Annotated in this window: 11 protein-coding genes; 6 read left to right on the forward strand and 5 right to left on the reverse strand. The window is 43.4% G+C overall.

Annotated features, from left to right (window positions below; all coding sequences use genetic code 11):
• Window positions 1-23 precede the first annotated feature (23 nt).
• Together ACPZ3T_RS00530 and ACPZ3T_RS00535 are read right to left on the reverse strand one after the other, a co-directional pair.
• Window positions 24-1,256 carry a sensor histidine kinase gene (locus ACPZ3T_RS00530; RefSeq protein WP_490273045.1) on the reverse strand — a complete coding sequence of 411 codons (1,233 nt, stop codon included), beginning with the start codon at window positions 1,254-1,256 and terminating at the stop codon, window positions 24-26.
• A gap of 402 nt (window positions 1,257-1,658) precedes the next feature.
• Window positions 1,659-2,153, reverse strand: a complete 495-nt coding sequence (locus ACPZ3T_RS00535; protein ID WP_490273046.1) for an ester cyclase — start codon at window positions 2,151-2,153, stop codon at window positions 1,659-1,661.
• Window positions 2,154-2,480: 327 nt separating this feature from the next.
• Here ACPZ3T_RS00535 and ACPZ3T_RS00540 point away from each other — a divergent pair, with 327 nt between their 5' ends.
• Complete coding sequence (locus ACPZ3T_RS00540; RefSeq protein ID WP_490273047.1) at window positions 2,481-2,873, forward strand: hypothetical protein; 393 nt, start codon at window positions 2,481-2,483, stop codon at window positions 2,871-2,873.
• On the opposite strand, the gene ACPZ3T_RS00545 is transcribed toward ACPZ3T_RS00540, so the two are convergent.
• From ACPZ3T_RS00545 to hisD, 3 genes are all read right to left on the reverse strand, one after another.
• Window positions 2,874-2,999 (reverse strand): hypothetical protein, encoded by a 126-nt coding sequence (locus ACPZ3T_RS00545; RefSeq protein ID WP_490273048.1) that lies wholly within the window; start codon window positions 2,997-2,999, stop codon window positions 2,874-2,876.
• 1 nt (window position 3,000) lies between these two features.
• Window positions 3,001-3,426, reverse strand: coding sequence for a universal stress protein (locus ACPZ3T_RS00550; protein WP_490273049.1), 426 nt, complete (start codon window positions 3,424-3,426; stop codon window positions 3,001-3,003).
• 99 nt (window positions 3,427-3,525) lie between these two features.
• Complete coding sequence (gene hisD, locus ACPZ3T_RS00555; protein ID WP_490273050.1) at window positions 3,526-4,836, reverse strand: histidinol dehydrogenase; 1,311 nt, start codon at window positions 4,834-4,836, stop codon at window positions 3,526-3,528.
• A 334-nt stretch (window positions 4,837-5,170) separates the two neighbouring features.
• Here hisD and rpsT point away from each other — a divergent pair, with 334 nt between their 5' ends.
• The 5 genes from rpsT (at window position 5,171) to ACPZ3T_RS00580 (ending at window position 16,478) form a co-directional block, all read left to right on the forward strand.
• Window positions 5,171-5,464, forward strand: a complete 294-nt coding sequence (rpsT, locus tag ACPZ3T_RS00560; protein WP_490273051.1) for a 30S ribosomal protein S20 — start codon at window positions 5,171-5,173, stop codon at window positions 5,462-5,464.
• A gap of 71 nt (window positions 5,465-5,535) precedes the next feature.
• Complete coding sequence (locus ACPZ3T_RS00565; RefSeq protein ID WP_490273052.1) at window positions 5,536-6,321, forward strand: TatD family hydrolase; 786 nt, start codon at window positions 5,536-5,538, stop codon at window positions 6,319-6,321.
• A gap of 701 nt (window positions 6,322-7,022) precedes the next feature.
• Entirely contained in the window at window positions 7,023-10,322 is a 3,300-nt protein-coding gene (rpoB, locus tag ACPZ3T_RS00570; protein WP_490273053.1) for a DNA-directed RNA polymerase subunit beta, read from the forward strand.
• 124 nt (window positions 10,323-10,446) lie between these two features.
• Window positions 10,447-12,324, forward strand: a complete 1,878-nt coding sequence (locus ACPZ3T_RS00575) for a DNA-directed RNA polymerase subunit gamma (protein ID WP_490273054.1) — start codon at window positions 10,447-10,449, stop codon at window positions 12,322-12,324.
• Window positions 12,325-12,419: 95 nt separating this feature from the next.
• Window positions 12,420-16,478: a DNA-directed RNA polymerase subunit beta'' gene (locus ACPZ3T_RS00580; protein ID WP_490273055.1), complete on the forward strand. Its 4,059-nt coding sequence runs from the start codon at window positions 12,420-12,422 to the stop codon at window positions 16,476-16,478.
• The last annotated feature ends 133 nt before the right edge of the window (window positions 16,479-16,611 follow it).

Here is a 16,611-nt window from a genome sequence, read left to right on the forward strand (position 1 = left end):
ACAAAACTTAACTTATACAAAATTTACGTAAGTATTGTTTGTCTAATGGGTAGCCTAATCTCAATTTTTGTACCTTGATTGACAGTAGAGCTACATTTAATTGAGCCACCATGTTGCTCAACAATAATTTGATGACTAATCGACAAACCTAAACCTGTTCCTTGACCAACTGGCTTAGTAGTAAAAAAAGGTTGGAAAATATTTTGGCGAGTCTCTTCACTCATGCCACAACCATTATCAGCAATTGAGATAGTGATGTAATTATCCTCAGCAGTAAATGTGCGAATCAAAATAGTAGGTTTTTCTAATGTATCTTGATTAAAAGCATTGTCTTTTTGTATCAAAGCATCAATGGCATTATTCAGTAAATTGAGGAATACTTGATTTAAAAACCGGGGATTGCAAAAAATTTGGGGAATTTCTCCATATTCTTTAATTACTGAAATAGATTGGCTATTATTACCGCAAGATTTCAGCCGACTCTGCAAAATTACAATTGTACTATCAATGCCTTGATGGATGTCAGCTTTTTTATAATCTGCTTCATTCAATCGAGAGAAGTTTGAGAGAGATTCTACAATCTCCATAATCCGATTTGTACCAACCTGCATCGAATGCAACAGATTGGGTAAGTCAGCCTGAATAAACTTTAGATCGCTATGAGCCAGAGCATGAGCGATTTTGCAATTTGGATTGGGATATACCTCAGCATAAGTTGCTATAATATTCAGTAATTCATCGGTATACTGCTGAAGATATTGTAAATTGCCGTGAATGAAACTCACAGGGTTATTAATTTCGTGAGCAACTCCAGCCACCATTGTTCCCACGGCTAACATAGTTTCGCGTTGGATCAGTTGCATTTGGTGTTGTTGGTTTTCTTTTAATTTAAATAGTGCAAATTCTGCATTTTCTTTGGCTATGCGGTATTGTTCCTGAATTATTAATAATCTTTGCAGTGTTTGATAATAGATACTAACTGTAAATAATACAAATAATGCGCCGAAAAAGAAAACCATACCAGTGAGCAATGGTATCCAATCTATTATTTTTGCAATTATCAAATATATACATAAAGAATAACCAAATAAGAAAAATATCATTAGCAAAAACATGATTCGCCAACTCAATTTTTCTGGTTGTTTTCGGAATAATTTGAGAATTTTATTGGCTTTAATGATAGATAGTCCCATGATTCCAGCACCAAGAGCAATCATAGTGACAATGGAATATAAAACTATTGGCGAATTTAACATAGTATGTATCTACAATAAAATTCAATAAAACCACGGGAAGAGCAAAAAAATTACTGTGCTGTTACTAATAAACTACAATTTTCTTAGCAATAACAATAGTTTTGATTGATTTTTATCAAAAGTTTATTTATTTTTCCCCTGCGTAAAGCCAGTATATACTTTAGCTTAAATGAATAGAATTTTAATATTCATGTTTTCAAATATATAGGAATAATATTTAATTTTTAAACAAATAGGTAGGGTTTGTTAGCAGTGAGAGTAAGGCAATTCCCCAAAGCTTTCGGTGGGTTATGACTTCTGCCTAACTGCTTGGCTATGCTTAGTATTAACGTCAGTTCGGGTTAAGACGATTTCGCTGGTAGTGATATGAAAGAATAGCAGTTTTACGCCTAAGTGATTAATTTATGTTAGCTTCTTAAACAGCCTGGATAAGAGACTTTTAATGATATGTGGAAAAAGCGTAGGCCCTGGTAAAAAAATAATGCCTAACTGTTGCATTAATCCAAAGACATCGCCTTGCCCCCAATGTTCTACAATTAAGCCGTTTTCGATGCGATCAATGTGCATGATTGATAACTTAATTTGCTTAAAAGTTGGAGGAAGACCTTGGAACTCTCCAAGATGTGTAGCTGTAAATGTTCCGCAAGTAACAACTTTATCCCCTTCAATAAGCACTTGGTCAAATGTATGTTGACCGTTCGTAAAGGCTAAGTAGAAAGCCATACCGAACTGTTTAAAACCTTCAGTGTCAAGAGGAGTAGATATGCCAGCCATGTGAGCAACAAAATTGGGGGATAGAAGTGCCAACGCCTCACTAATATTCCGATTATCAAATGCTTTATAGAACTGAAGAACGATATCTTTATTTTGTTCAGCTAGACTGATTTCTCTACACATACATCTTTAAAAATAGCTTATCGAATAATTTCTCGTCCCATTGTTGGGTAAACTGCGCCCATTAAATAAGAGTATACGCGTTTAAAAATTTTGAACTCCGACAGAGCAATTATGTTGCATCTCATTGGCGGCTAAAATGCTGACAAGTCAAGCTTAAGAGCAAAGTATAAGATTTGTTCTTAACTAGATTTCTTACTCGCGCCTAGCCCTATGTTTAGAAGTATCCATATTCAATTAAGAATAAACGCCTGACTTGTTCCACCTCCCTGACTTCTGCACCTATGATTTAGGATGAGTGTAGACACTTCTCTGATCGAGCTGCTAAAAATGCTAGGGAATTTTCAACACAGCCAACTGCGAATCGAAATAGAAGCATCAGTTAGTGCCATCCGTGATAGTCTGTTACGGACTGAGCAACTGTCAAAATGGCTGATAGGGCAAAGATTTGCACCAGGAATACCAGATGAATTGACTACAGGAGTAGAGTTTACTACTTGGACTGGTGCGATCGCCATTCATCATACTGTAGATGTTGCCAAATCCAACTGCTTACGTTTGTTACTCAGTGGCGGTATTGATGGATTTCATGAATGGTATTGGGGAGACGGTTGGGTACAGTCTCGGATTGAAGGTATATCACTACTACCCCTCAATTTAGGACAAACAATCAGCTTATTGAGTTTACGTCAGTTTCTTGCTGAATCTCCCAGCAAGGTTTAACTACTGCTCATCACCCGCAGAAAATACTTGCTCAACTGTTAATGTAATTTGGGCATGGGGCATTGGGCATTGGGGTAATATGTCTCCCTTATCTCCCTTGCCTCCCTTATCTCCCCTAAACCCCATTCTAACTAGGCTTGACTACCAACACTGAACAAGCAGACTCTTCCACTACTTGACTACTCACAGAACCCAAGACAATTCGTGTCATACCTGTTAAACCACGACTGCCAATCATAATTAAATCTGCTTTGTAAATATTAGCCAGACGAATGATTTCTTCAGCTGGATTACCAGCTACTATTTCAATTTGACTTTTAACTGATAACTGTTCTTGAAAAAATTGTAATTGCTGTTCAATCTCAAAAGCGGAAAATCTCAAAGATTGGGGTTGAGGACGATCAGCTGGTAAGTTTATTTCTGACTCTGCTGTAGAAAAAACATGACACAAGATTACCCTAGCCTCTGGTGATAAAACCAAATCATCTAAAGTCTGAATGACTCGTGTGGCAATTTCCGAACCATCGAGAGCCACCAAAATATTTTTTAGCACAACCGTTATCTCCTCAGATGTAGACCCCTGATACAAGTACTTAGACTTTCAGTTTGTAGCTACTGAGTAGGTTTTACTCAAACTATAGGAAAAAATTAATCATTCTTGAGGTTCATCTTTTTGCAGACGACGGCGCACAGAATCAGCATGAGAGGGTAAACCTTCAGATGTTGCTAGGGTATCAATCATCCCAGCAACTTTGTGTAGAGCCGTTTGGGAATATTGAATAATGTTAGAGTGCTTAAGAAAAGTTTCGACTCCTAAAGCTGAGGCATAACGAGCCGCACCGGAAGTAGGCAAGATATGATTAGGGCCAGCTAAATAATCTCCTACTGCTTCTGGGGTAGAGTCGCCTAAAAATATCGCGCCAGCATGACGAATTAGGGGAAGCAATGCCCAGGGATCTTTAATTTGCAAGGCTAAATGTTCTGGGGCAAATTCATTAGAGAGTTCGGCAGCTGCTTGTAAAGACTCCACCAGGATAATTAAACCATAATGAGCGATCGCTTTTTCGGTGTCTATCCGCCTGGGATGATCTACTAGTTGTCTTTCTACTGCTACCTGTACATTTTTAGCTAAACCTGGATCTGTAGTTAACAAAATCGCTGCCGCCATTGGGTCATGTTCAGCTTGTGCTAGCATATCAGTCGCCACATGAATGGGATTGGCTGTGCGATCAGCAATGATCAACACTTCGCTAGGCCCTGCTAAACAATCAATCCCCACTGTACCGTAGACTAGCTTTTTGGCTAAGGTGACATAGACATTACCAGGCCCAGTAATTACATCTACCTTGGGGATGGTTTCTGTACCATAAGCTAAAGCGGCGATCGCTTGCGCTCCTCCCACTCGATAAATTTCTTTTACTCCGGCTTCTTGCGCTGCTACTAGCACTGCTGGGTTAATAGTTTTTTCTGTGCCTGGAGGTGTCACCATTACTACACGTTGTACACCTGCTATCTTCGCCGGAATCGCATTCATTAGTACCGAACTCGGATAAGCTGCACGTCCCCCAGGAACGTATAATCCTGCCTGATCTACAGGGGTGTAACGTTTACCTAAAACTACGTCATCATCTCCAAAGTTTACCCAGCTTTTGGGGACTCGCTGACGATGGAATGCTTCAATTTGGCGACAAGAGAGCTTAATTGCTGCCAACAGTTCTGGTGACACCTGTTGGTAAGCCGCATCCAATTCCGAACCTTTCACCAGCAGTTCTTCTGGTTTGAGAATTTGATTGTCAAATTCGGCAGTATAATGTAGCACAGCTTTATCGCCTTGGCGTTTCACTGCTTGCAACACTTCCCGCACCGTCGCCTCTTTATGAATAACTTGTTCATCATCGGTGCGATCGCAGATCCGTTGCAATTCTGCTTTTACATCTGACTGCTGAGTAATGATTCGCAGCATGGAGTAAGGACAATGCCAAAATTGTAGAATATTCCTGCCTGAGAATTAGATTGACCCTGACCCTACAAAAGTCAAGAGTTGATGCTGATTCTCTTCTCTAGCTTAACCTGGATTTTTTTGATACTCTCAAGGTCTGATCAATTCAAAATACCCTACGGGTTCGCGTAGCGTCTCGGAGATAAGGCAAAGCCTACAAAATTCAAGATTCTGTTCCCCCAACCCTCTTCCCTAATAACTAATTTTTTTTCAGAACCCCTAACATTGGCAATATAGATGCTATATTAGTAAGTCTAGTAGTGTGTGTACATAATTAATAGTCTTTTTGGAATCGACTGTGGCGAATACAAAGTCTGCTCTTAAGCGCGCCCAAATCGCAGAACGCAATCGGCTGCGTAATAAAAACTACAAATCAGCTGTTAGAACGCTGATGAAAAAATACCTGGAAGCGGTAAAAGTCTATGCCGCTAACCCTACACCAGAACTCAAAGAACAGGTAGAAACACGGTTGTCGGAAGCTTACAGCAAAATCGACAAAGCCGTGAAACGTGGGGTTCTCCATCCAAACAACGGAGCGAGAAAAAAATCCAGATTGGCAAGCAAGCTCAAGCCAGTTACTCAAACAGCATAAGCAGTTATTATCCATTAGTTGTTAGTTCCTTAACTAATGACTAATCAGTAATAACTAAATGACTAACCACCATGCAGCTGATTGATACTCACGTTCATCTCAACTTTGAGAATTTTCAACCTGATTTAGCAACAGTGCGATCGCGGTGGCAAGCCGCAGGAGTAGTACATCTAGTACATTCTTGTGTCGAGCCAGCAGAGTTTTCCAGTATTCAAGCCATAGCCCACCAGTTTCCTGAAGTCAGCTTTGCTGTAGGATTGCATCCCCTAGATGCCGAAAAATGGCAAAGTCAGACAGCACAGGAAATATTATCTTTAGCCAAGTCAGACTCAAAGATAGTAGCAATTGGTGAAATGGGACTGGATTTCTACAAAGCCGATAACTATGAGCAACAGCAAATAGTGTTTGAAGCCCAATTAGCGATCGCATCTGAACTAAATTTACCTGTAATTATTCACTGTCGAGATGCAGCACTAGCTCTGCGAGACACATTATCGAAATGGCAGGAGCGCACCAACAATCAACTCCGGGGGGTGATGCACTGCTGGGGAGGGACACCAGAAGAAACCCAATGGTTTCTTGACTTGGGCTTTTATATTAGCTTTAGTGGTACGGTGACATTTAAAAACGCCAAAGCCATCCAAGCCTCAGCCGCAATGGTAAATAGCGATCGCCTGCTGGTAGAAACCGACTGTCCTTTTTTAGCTCCCGTACCAAAGCGAGGTGAAAAACGTAACGAGCCTGCTTATGTCCGCTATGTAGCAGAGCAAGTCGCTCAACTACGACAAGAAACATTAGAGACTATTTCCACTCAAACTACCGCAAATGCCTGTAAATTGTTTGGTATAGCAATATAAACTTTGCTGATTCAACTTGTAGCGGGCAGTAAAAAAATAAAACGCTAGGAGGAAAAAATGTGCTAATATTAATGCCTCCAAAACGTTTGGCGTGGGTCATAATAATAAAGGAAAGAACGGAGAACTTCTAAGCTTGATTTTGTAAAGTTATCAACTTGACCATCCTCACATCTCTACAATCGGATGCTCTCAATGTATGAAAAAACCTGGCAATCAACATTGAGAATAGACTGCCCATCCATTCAACCTATAGAAAATTGTTAAAAGAAATTGTCTTGTGATTATAATCCAACAAAATTCCCCCATTTTGATCCAAAACCTACAAAATCTAGCTCAATTCCTCGATTTAAAACCTTCACAGTGAGTATAAATGTTCTAGTGCAGAGCCAATAATATCTGCCTAGATTTGGTAAACGTGCTGGGAGGAGAAAAAGTGAGGCAAAAAAATCAAATTCAGGCATACCTCAGACTAGGGCTGTTGAAGAATCATTCAAATAGCTGTATGTTCGTAGCGGTTGCTGGAATTTAGGGGTGATCACCCCCTTGCCAAAATCGCCCTCTCCAGGTTCAATTGCGGCGTTTACCCACACCTTTCAATAGTCAGGTGACATGGAAGGAGAAGTTTCCCAACAGCTAAGGACAACAGCAGCGACAAAGCTTTGTCCTACTAAAAATTTAACCAGGTTGACAAAGGTAGAGGCATGATTAGCGAAAATTATATTGAACCCGCCTTTTTGTTGCCCGACTTGATTGAAATCCAGCGTTCAAGCTTTCGCTGGTTTTTAGAAGAAGGGCTGATTGAAGAACTTAACTCCTTTAGTCCGATTACAGACTATACGGGCAAACTAGAACTGCACTTTTTAGGACAGAACTACAAGCTCAAAGAACCAAAGTATAGTGTAGAAGAAGCGAAACGGCGGGATAGTACCTATGCCGTACAGATGTATGTACCTACACGCCTGTTAAATAAAGAAACAGGGGATATTAAAGAGCAGGAAGTATTTATCGGGGATCTGCCTTTGATGACAGATCGCGGCACGTTTATTATTAACGGAGCAGAGCGAGTCATTGTCAATCAAATTGTGCGATCGCCTGGAGTTTACTACAAATCAGAAATCGATAAAAACGGGCGACGTACCTATTCAGCTTCACTCATTCCTAACAGGGGTGCATGGCTAAAATTTGAAACCGACCGTAATGATTTGGTGTGGGTACGCATCGATAAAACCCGGAAACTCTCAGCCCAGGTACTTTTAAAAGCCCTAGGGTTATCTGATAACGAAATCTTTGATGCCCTGCGCCATCCTGAATATTTCCAAAAAACCATCGAAAAAGAAGGGCAATTTTCTGAAGAAGAAGCCCTCATGGAGTTGTACCGCAAACTCCGTCCCGGTGAACCACCAACCGTATTAGGTGGACAACAACTCCTAGACTCCCGATTCTTTGATCCCAAACGCTATGACTTGGGTAGAGTAGGCAGATACAAACTCAACAAAAAATTACGCTTATCAGTTCCTGACACCTTACGTGTTCTCACACCCCAAGATATTTTGGCAGCCGTCGATTACCTGATTAACTTGGAATATGACATCGGTAATATTGACGACATTGACCACTTGGGGAATCGCCGAGTCCGAAGTGTCGGTGAATTGTTGCAAAACCAAGTAAGAGTAGGGTTAAACCGCCTAGAAAGGATCATTCGGGAACGGATGACCGTATCTGACGCAGAAGTTTTAACACCTGCCTCCTTAGTCAACCCCAAACCATTGGTAGCAGCCATCAAAGAGTTCTTTGGCTCTAGCCAATTGAGTCAGTTCATGGATCAAACCAATCCCCTAGCAGAACTGACCCACAAACGCCGTCTCTCAGCCCTAGGCCCTGGTGGTTTAACCAGAGAAAGGGCAGGGTTTGCGGTGCGAGATATTCACCCCTCCCACTACGGGCGCATTTGTCCCATCGAGACACCAGAAGGCCCCAACGCTGGTCTAATTGGTTCATTGGCAACCCACGCACGAGTCAACCAGTACGGCTTTTTAGAAACCCCCTTTAGACCGGTGGAAAATGCACGGGTAAGATTTGACTTGCAGCCAGTCTACATGACAGCCGACGAAGAAGACGACCTGCGGGTAGCTCCAGGGGATATTCCCGTAGACGAAAATGGCTACATTATCGGGCCACAAGTGCCAGTCCGCTATCGTCAAGAGTTCTCTACCACCACACCGGAACAAGTGGACTACGTAGCTGTATCTCCGGTACAAATTGTATCTGTAGCTACTAGTATGATTCCCTTCCTGGAACATGACGACGCTAACCGCGCCCTCATGGGTTCTAATATGCAACGGCAAGCCGTACCTCTACTCAAACCAGAGCGTCCCTTGGTGGGGACAGGTTTAGAAGCCCAAGGTGCAAGAGACTCTGGGATGGTGATTATTTCCCGGACTGATGGCGATGTCACCTATGCAGATGCCACGGAAATCCGTGTCCGTCCCAAACCTAACGCCACTGAAATCAAGTACACCCTTTCTAAGTATCAGCGTTCTAACCAAGATACCTGTCTCAACCAAAAACCCTTGGTGCGGATTGGAGAACGGGTAGTAGCAGGCCAAGTATTAGCTGACGGCTCATCTACCGAAGGTGGTGAGTTAGCACTAGGACAAAACATCGTCGTCGCCTATATGCCCTGGGAAGGCTATAACTACGAAGACGCGATTTTGATTTCCGAGCGACTGGTACAAGATGATATTTACACTTCAATTCACATTGAAAAATATGAAATTGAAGCCCGTCAAACCAAGCTAGGCCCAGAAGAAATCACCAGAGAAATTCCCAACGTCGGGGAAGATGCCCTACGACAGTTAGATGAACAGGGGATTATTCGCATTGGGGCTTGGGTAGAATCAGGAGACATCCTCGTAGGTAAAGTTACTCCCAAAGGTGAATCTGACCAACCCCCAGAAGAAAAATTACTGCGGGCAATTTTCGGAGAAAAAGCGCGGGATGTGCGCGACAACTCCCTACGCGTACCCAACGGTGAAAAAGGTCGGGTAGTGGACGTGCGACTATTCACCCGTGAACAAGGGGATGAACTACCACCAGGGGCTAATATGGTAGTCCGGGTGTATGTAGCTCAAAAGCGGAAAATCCAAGTCGGAGATAAAATGGCAGGTCGCCACGGCAATAAAGGGATTATTTCGCGCATACTGCCCATAGAAGATATGCCATATTTAGCCGATGGCTCACCTGTAGATATTGTCCTCAATCCCTTGGGTGTACCCAGTCGGATGAACGTCGGCCAGGTGTTTGAGTGTCTATTGGGTTGGGCTGGTCATAACTTAGGTGTGCGATTTAAGATTACTCCCTTCGATGAAATGTATGGGGAAGAATCATCCCGGAAAATCGTGCATGGCAAACTCCAAGAAGCACGGGATGAAACTGGTAAAAACTGGCTATATAACCCAGAAGACCCAGGTAAGATTATGGTCTTTGATGGCCGGACTGGTGAACCCTTTGACCGTCCTGTGACAGTAGGCGTGGCTTATATGTTGAAACTAGTACACCTAGTAGACGACAAGATTCACGCCCGTTCTACAGGCCCCTACTCACTAGTAACCCAGCAACCCTTGGGCGGTAAAGCCCAACAAGGTGGTCAACGATTTGGGGAAATGGAAGTGTGGGCATTGGAAGCCTTTGGTGCAGCTTACACCTTGCAGGAATTGCTGACAGTGAAATCTGACGATATGCAGGGGCGTAACGAAGCATTAAATGCGATCGTTAAAGGTAAAGCCATTCCCAGACCAGGCACACCAGAATCCTTTAAGGTATTGATGCGAGAACTGCAATCTTTGGGATTAGATATCGCTGTGCATAAAGTAGAGACTCAAAATGATGGTAGTTCCTTAGATGTAGAAGTCGATTTGATGGCAGACCAAGCCAACAGAAGAACACCACCTAGACCTACCTATGAATCTCTCTCCCGTGAATCATTGGAAGACGACGAATAAATCTTAGGGAATGGGGCATAGGGAATGGGGCATCGAAATAAATACCAATGCCCAATGCCCTATTTGCCCAATCCCCAAAGTCCAAAACTAAATACACTCATAACTCAAAACTCAGCACTTAAGTATGAGACCTGCCCAAACCAATCAGTTTGACTACGTAAAAATCGGCTTGGCATCACCAGAGAGGATTCGTCAATGGGGTGAACGGACATTACCGAATGGCCAAGTAGTGGGTGAAGTCACCAAACCAGAGACAATTAACTACCGCACCCTCAAACCAGAGATGGACGGCTTATTTTGTGAGCGCATTTTTGGCCCGGCAAAAGATTGGGAGTGTCACTGTGGTAAGTATAAGAGAGTCCGTCACAGAGGTATTGTTTGTGAGCGTTGTGGTGTAGAAGTCACCGAGTCACGAGTCCGCCGCCATCGCATGGGATATATTAAACTGGCTGCCCCAGTAGCACACGTTTGGTATCTCAAAGGGATTCCTAGTTATATCTCTATCCTGCTAGATATGCCTTTGCGGGATGTAGAGCAAATTGTCTATTTCAACTCTTATGTTGTCTTAAGTCCCGGCAATGCGGAAACTTTAACCTATAAACAGCTACTGAGTGAAGACCAGTGGTTAGAAATTGAAGACCAAATTTATAGTGAAGATTCGCAGTTGCAAGGTGTAGAAGTAGGCATTGGTGCAGAAGCATTATTGCGCTTACTAGCGGACATTAATCTAGAGCAAGAAGCCGAAAACCTCCGGGAAGAAATTGGTAGTGCCAAAGGACAAAAGCGGGCAAAACTGATTAAACGCCTGCGGGTGATTGACAACTTTATTGCTACAGGTTCAAAGCCAGAGTGGATGGTAATGTCAGTCATTCCCGTTATTCCTCCAGATTTGCGCCCAATGGTGCAACTGGACGGCGGACGGTTTGCTACTAGTGATTTGAATGATTTATATCGCCGGGTGATTAACCGGAATAATCGTTTAGCACGACTCCAGGAAATCCTTGCACCAGAAATCATTGTGCGAAATGAAAAGCGGATGCTGCAAGAAGCAGTAGACGCGTTAATTGATAATGGTCGTCGGGGACGCACCGTAGTCGGAGCAAATAACCGACCCCTGAAATCCTTGTCTGACATTATTGAGGGTAAACAAGGTCGTTTCCGGCAAAACTTGTTGGGTAAACGGGTTGACTACTCTGGACGTTCTGTAATTGTGGTCGGGCCAAAGCTAAAGATTCACCAATGCGGTTTGCCTAGGGAAATGGCCATTGAGCTATTTCAACCCTTTGTGATTAATCGCTTGATTCGCAGTGGCATGGTGAATAACATCAAAGCGGCGAAAAAGCTGATCTCACGTAACGACCCCAGTGTTTGGGATGTATTGGAAGAGGTGATTGAAGGACACCCTGTCATGCTCAACCGTGCGCCAACACTACACCGCTTGGGTATTCAGGCTTTTGAGCCAATTTTAGTGGAAGGTAGAGCGATTCAACTACATCCTTTGGTGTGTCCAGCCTTTAACGCTGACTTTGACGGCGACCAAATGGCGGTACACGTACCTTTGTCCTTGGAAAGTCAGGCTGAGGCACGGTTGTTGATGTTAGCTTCTAACAATATTTTGTCACCAGCTACCGGTAGACCAATTATCACCCCTAGCCAAGATATGGTGTTGGGTGCTTATTACCTGACTGCGGAAAATCCCCATGCAACTAAGGGAGCAGGTAAATACTTTGCGTCCTTGGATGATGTAATTATGGCCTTCCAACAAGAGGAAATTGACCTGCACGCTTATATCTATGTGCGGTTTGATGGTGAAGTAGAATCTGACCAACCAGATACAGAACCTCTAGAGGTTACAAAGAACGAAGATGGTAGCCGGACTCTACTGTACAAGTTCCGCCGCGTTAGAGAAGATGCCCAGGGAAATTTAATTTCTCAGTATGTACGCACAACTCCAGGTCGCGTTATTTACAATAAAGCGATTCAAGAAGCACTAGCAAGTTAATTCGTAATTTCTAATTCGTAATTCGTAATTGCAAAATTAATTACGAATTACGAATTACGAATTATTAATTATTGATGACTAAGGACTAATGACTAATGACTAACGAAAAAATGGTTTTTCGCAATCGCGTCGTTGACAAAGGTCAACTGAGAAATTTGATTTCTTGGGCGTTTACCCATTACGGGACGGCACGCACTGCGGTAATGGCAGATAAATTAAAAGATTTAGGTTTTCGCTATGCTACTAGAGCAGGGGTTTCCATCAGTGTTGATGATTTGATGGTTCCACCTAGTAAGCGGAGTTTATTGGAAGCGGCTGAGGAAGAAATTCGCGCGACGGAAGCCCGTTACCAACGGGGAGAAATTACTGAGGTGGAACGTTTCCAGAAAGTAATTGACACCTGGAATGGTACTAGTGAAGCCCTCAAAGATGAAGTAGTCGTCCACTTTAAAAAGACTAATCCCCTCAACTCTGTATATATGATGGCGTTCTCTGGAGCGCGGGGTAATATCTCTCAGGTACGTCAGTTGGTGGGGATGCGGGGACTGATGGCAGATCCTCAAGGGGAAATTATTGACTTACCCATCAAAACTAATTTCCGTGAAGGTCTGACGGTAACAGAATATATTATTTCGTCTTACGGTGCAAGAAAAGGGTTGGTAGATACTGCTTTGCGTACCGCCGACTCTGGTTATCTTACCCGTCGTCTAGTAGACGTATCCCAGGATGTGATCATTCGGGAAATTGACTGTGGTACTACTAGAGGCATTCCCCTACGGGCGATGACTGAAGGTAGTAAAACTTTGATTAAGTTGTCTACACGCTTGTTGGGACGAGTCATAGGAGAAGATGTAGTACATCCCACTACAAAAGAAGTGATTGCACCACGCAATACCCCGGTTTCTGATGAATTAGCCAAGGAAATTGAAAAAGCTGGGGTGACAGAAGTTGTAGTGCGATCGCCTTTAACTTGTGAAGCCGCCCGTTCTGTTTGTCAACACTGCTACGGCTGGAGTTTAGCCCATGCTAAGATGGTAGACTTAGGCGAAGCAGTGGGGATTATCGCCGCTCAAAGTATTGGTGAACCTGGAACGCAGCTAACCATGCGGACATTCCACACAGGTGGTGTATTCACAGGGGAAGTAGCGCAACAAGTGCGTTCCAAAATTGATGGTACGGTCAAGTTGCCGAAAAAATTACGGACAAGACCCTATCGGACTCGCCACGGGGAAGATGCGTTGTATGTAGAAAGCAATGGCATTTTAATCTTAGAACCCCGCAAGGAAGGGTCTGAAACTCCAGTACCTCAAGAAATTCATGTTACCCAAGGTTCAACATTATATCTATTTGATGGCCAGCAAGTTAAAACTGGTCAACTGTTAGCAGAAGTTGCCCTAGGCGCACGCACCACCCGTACCAATACAGAAAAAGCCGTTAAAGATGTGGCTTCTGACTTGGCTGGGGAAGTGAAATTTGCTGAAGTAGTACCTGAACAAAAAACAGACCGTCAAGGTAACACCACTATTACAGCCGCACGGGGTGGTTTAATTTGGATTTTGTCTGGTGAAGTTTATAACTTACCACCAGGGGCAGAATTAGTAGTCAAAAACGGCGACGCAGTAGAAACTAACGGCGTTTTAGCGGAAACCAAATTAACAACTTTACACGGTGGTGTCGTCCGTCTACCAGAAGCTACCCCCGGTAAGAGTACCAGGGAAATTGAAATTATCACGGCTTCTGTAGTATTAGACCAAGCTACTGTCACCGTCCAAAGTTCCCAAGGACGTAACAATTACCTAGTCACCACTGCAAATAACCAAGTATTTAACTTACGGGCTACACCAGGCACAAAAGTGCAGAATGGTCAAGTGGTAGCTGAATTAATTGATGACCGTTACCGCACCACCACTGGAGGCTTCTTAAAGTTTGCTGGGGTAGAAGTCCAGAAGAAAGGTAAAGCTAAACTCGGTTATGAAGTGGTACAGGGAGGCACAATGTTGTGGATTCCCGAAGAAACCCACGAAGTTAACAAAGACATCTCCTTGCTGTTGGTAGAAGATGGTCAATATGTCGAAGCTGGCACAGAAGTTGTTAAAGATATTTTTTGTCAAAACAACGGTGTAATTGAAGTCACCCAGAAAAACGACATTTTGCGGGAAGTGGTGGTGAAGCCAGGGGAACTACTGATGGTAGATGACCCAGAAGCAGTAATTGGACGAGATGACACATTTTTGCCTGCGGGTGAAGAATTGTTGGGACGGACTTTTACAGAATTGCGCTACATCCAGTATGTGGAATCACCAGAAGGCCCAGCCTTATTAAGTCGTCCAGTAGTTGAGTTTGCCATACCCAATAATCCTGATGTGCCATCTACCACATCCGTCAGCCAACAAACAGGACGTTCGATTCAATTGCGGGCAGTACAGCGATTGCCTTACAAAGATTCTGAACGGGTGAAGTCTGTAGAAGGTGTAGAACTGCTGCGTACCCAATTAGTTTTGGAAATTGACCAGGAAGGTGAACAAGAACATAATGCTTCTCCCCTAGCAGCAGATATTGAATTGGTTACTGATTCTGACAACCCAGAAATTCAACGCTTGCAGTTGGTAATTTTGGAATCCTTGGTAATTCGTCGTGATATTGCGGCTGATGCTACCCAAGGTAGTACCCAAACTAGCTTACAAGTCAAAGATGGGGATACGATCGCACCTGGGGCTGTGGTAGCAAGCACTCAAATTCTGTCGAAAGAAGGCGGCATTGTTCGAGGTGTGCAGAAAGGTACTGAAGCTGTGCGTCGTTGTTTAGTACTGCGTCACAATGACATGGTGACATTAAACACCAATGTACAGCCTACAGTGAAAACAGGTAGCTTGATTGTAGCTGGGGCAGCAATTGCGCCTGGAGTCTTGGCGGAAGAATCTGGACAAGTTGTTTCAGTGAAAAATGCTGCCCCGACTGCAACTACTGAAGACTCAGCCCTCAGTACCCAAAACTATGCTGTAACTATCCGTGTGGGTCGTCCTTATCGAGTTAGTCCTGGTGCAGTATTGCAGATAGAAGACGGCGACTTGGTACAACGGGGCGATAACTTAGTGCTGTTGGTATTTGAACGGGCGAAAACTGGGGACATCATTCAAGGTTTACCCCGGATTGAAGAACTACTAGAAGCCCGGAAACCCAAAGAAGCCTGTATCTTGGCAAAACGCAGTGGAGAAGTCAAGGTGGTGTATGGTGATGGTGATGAAGCGATCGCCATCAAAGTTATAGAATCTAATGGCGTAGTTACCGACTATCCACTAGGCCCCGGTCAAAACCTTGCTGTTCCCGATGGTTCTAATGTCTCAGCCGGTCAACCCCTAAGTGATGGCCCTTCTAACCCCCATGAAATCTTGGATGTTTTCTTCAGTTTGGGGTCAGACGAAGGGGTTTATGCTTGTGCTAGCCACGCTTTACAGAAAGTACAGACCTTCTTGGTAAACGAAGTGCAGATGGTGTACCAATCCCAAGGGATTGACATTGCTGACAAACACATTGAAGTAATTGTCCGCCAGATGACTAACAAAGTCAGAATTGATGATGGTGGTGATACCACCATGCTGCCTGGTGAGTTGGTAGAACTGCGCCAAGTTGAACAGGTAAATGAAGCTATGGCAATTACTGGCGGTGCAAGGGCGCAATATACCCCAGTATTGTTAGGGATAACTAAAGCATCATTAAATACCGATAGCTTTATTTCTGCGGCTTCCTTCCAAGAAACCACACGGGTACTAACAGAAGCAGCAATTGAAGGTAAATCTGATTGGTTGCGTGGCTTGAAAGAAAACGTGATTATCGGACGATTAATTCCGGCGGGAACTGGTTACAATACCTACGATGAACCCGGTATGATTGACGACTACGCGACTTTAGACACCGCTAGTGTTTTAGATGAAACTGATGATCCACTAGATATGGTGCTAGATGACCGCACAGCTCGCGCCTACAATTTAGATGCACCTGGTCTAGACACCGGATTTACCAATCGTCGCGCAATTTTGGATGATGATGATTTAATCGCAGATGAAATTCATGATCTCATAGAAGACGACCAAAGCGACGACTATGAGGAAGAAGATGATGATGAAGATGATGATGATGAATATGACGATGATTAAATCTCAAAAATAAACTCATAATTTAAAAGGCAAAAGATTAATTCTTTTGCCTTTTTCCTATTTTTAAATCAGTGCTGGGTGCTGGGTGATACCAATTCAAAAAATAATTGATACAGATGTAGGTTGGGTTGAG

It is taken from the genome of Aliinostoc maniaoense (assembly GCF_058172895.1).

Coding starts and splice junctions, on each gene's coding strand:
- ACPZ3T_RS00530 (WP_490273045.1), bottom strand. CDS start 1,256: ATGTTAAATTCGCCAATAGTTTTATATTCCATTGTCACTATGATTGCT.
- ACPZ3T_RS00575 (WP_490273054.1), top strand. CDS start 10,447: ATGAGACCTGCCCAAACCAATCAGTTTGACTACGTAAAAATCGGCTTG.
- ACPZ3T_RS00580 (WP_490273055.1), top strand. CDS start 12,420: ATGACTAACGAAAAAATGGTTTTTCGCAATCGCGTCGTTGACAAAGGT.
- ACPZ3T_RS00540 (WP_490273047.1), top strand. CDS start 2,481: ATGCTAGGGAATTTTCAACACAGCCAACTGCGAATCGAAATAGAAGCA.
- ACPZ3T_RS00535 (WP_490273046.1), bottom strand. CDS start 2,153: ATGTGTAGAGAAATCAGTCTAGCTGAACAAAATAAAGATATCGTTCTT.
- ACPZ3T_RS00545 (WP_490273048.1), bottom strand. CDS start 2,999: ATGGGGTTTAGGGGAGATAAGGGAGGCAAGGGAGATAAGGGAGACATA.
- ACPZ3T_RS00565 (WP_490273052.1), top strand. CDS start 5,536: ATGCAGCTGATTGATACTCACGTTCATCTCAACTTTGAGAATTTTCAA.
- hisD (WP_490273050.1), bottom strand. CDS start 4,836: ATGCTGCGAATCATTACTCAGCAGTCAGATGTAAAAGCAGAATTGCAA.
- rpoB (WP_490273053.1), top strand. CDS start 7,023: ATGATTAGCGAAAATTATATTGAACCCGCCTTTTTGTTGCCCGACTTG.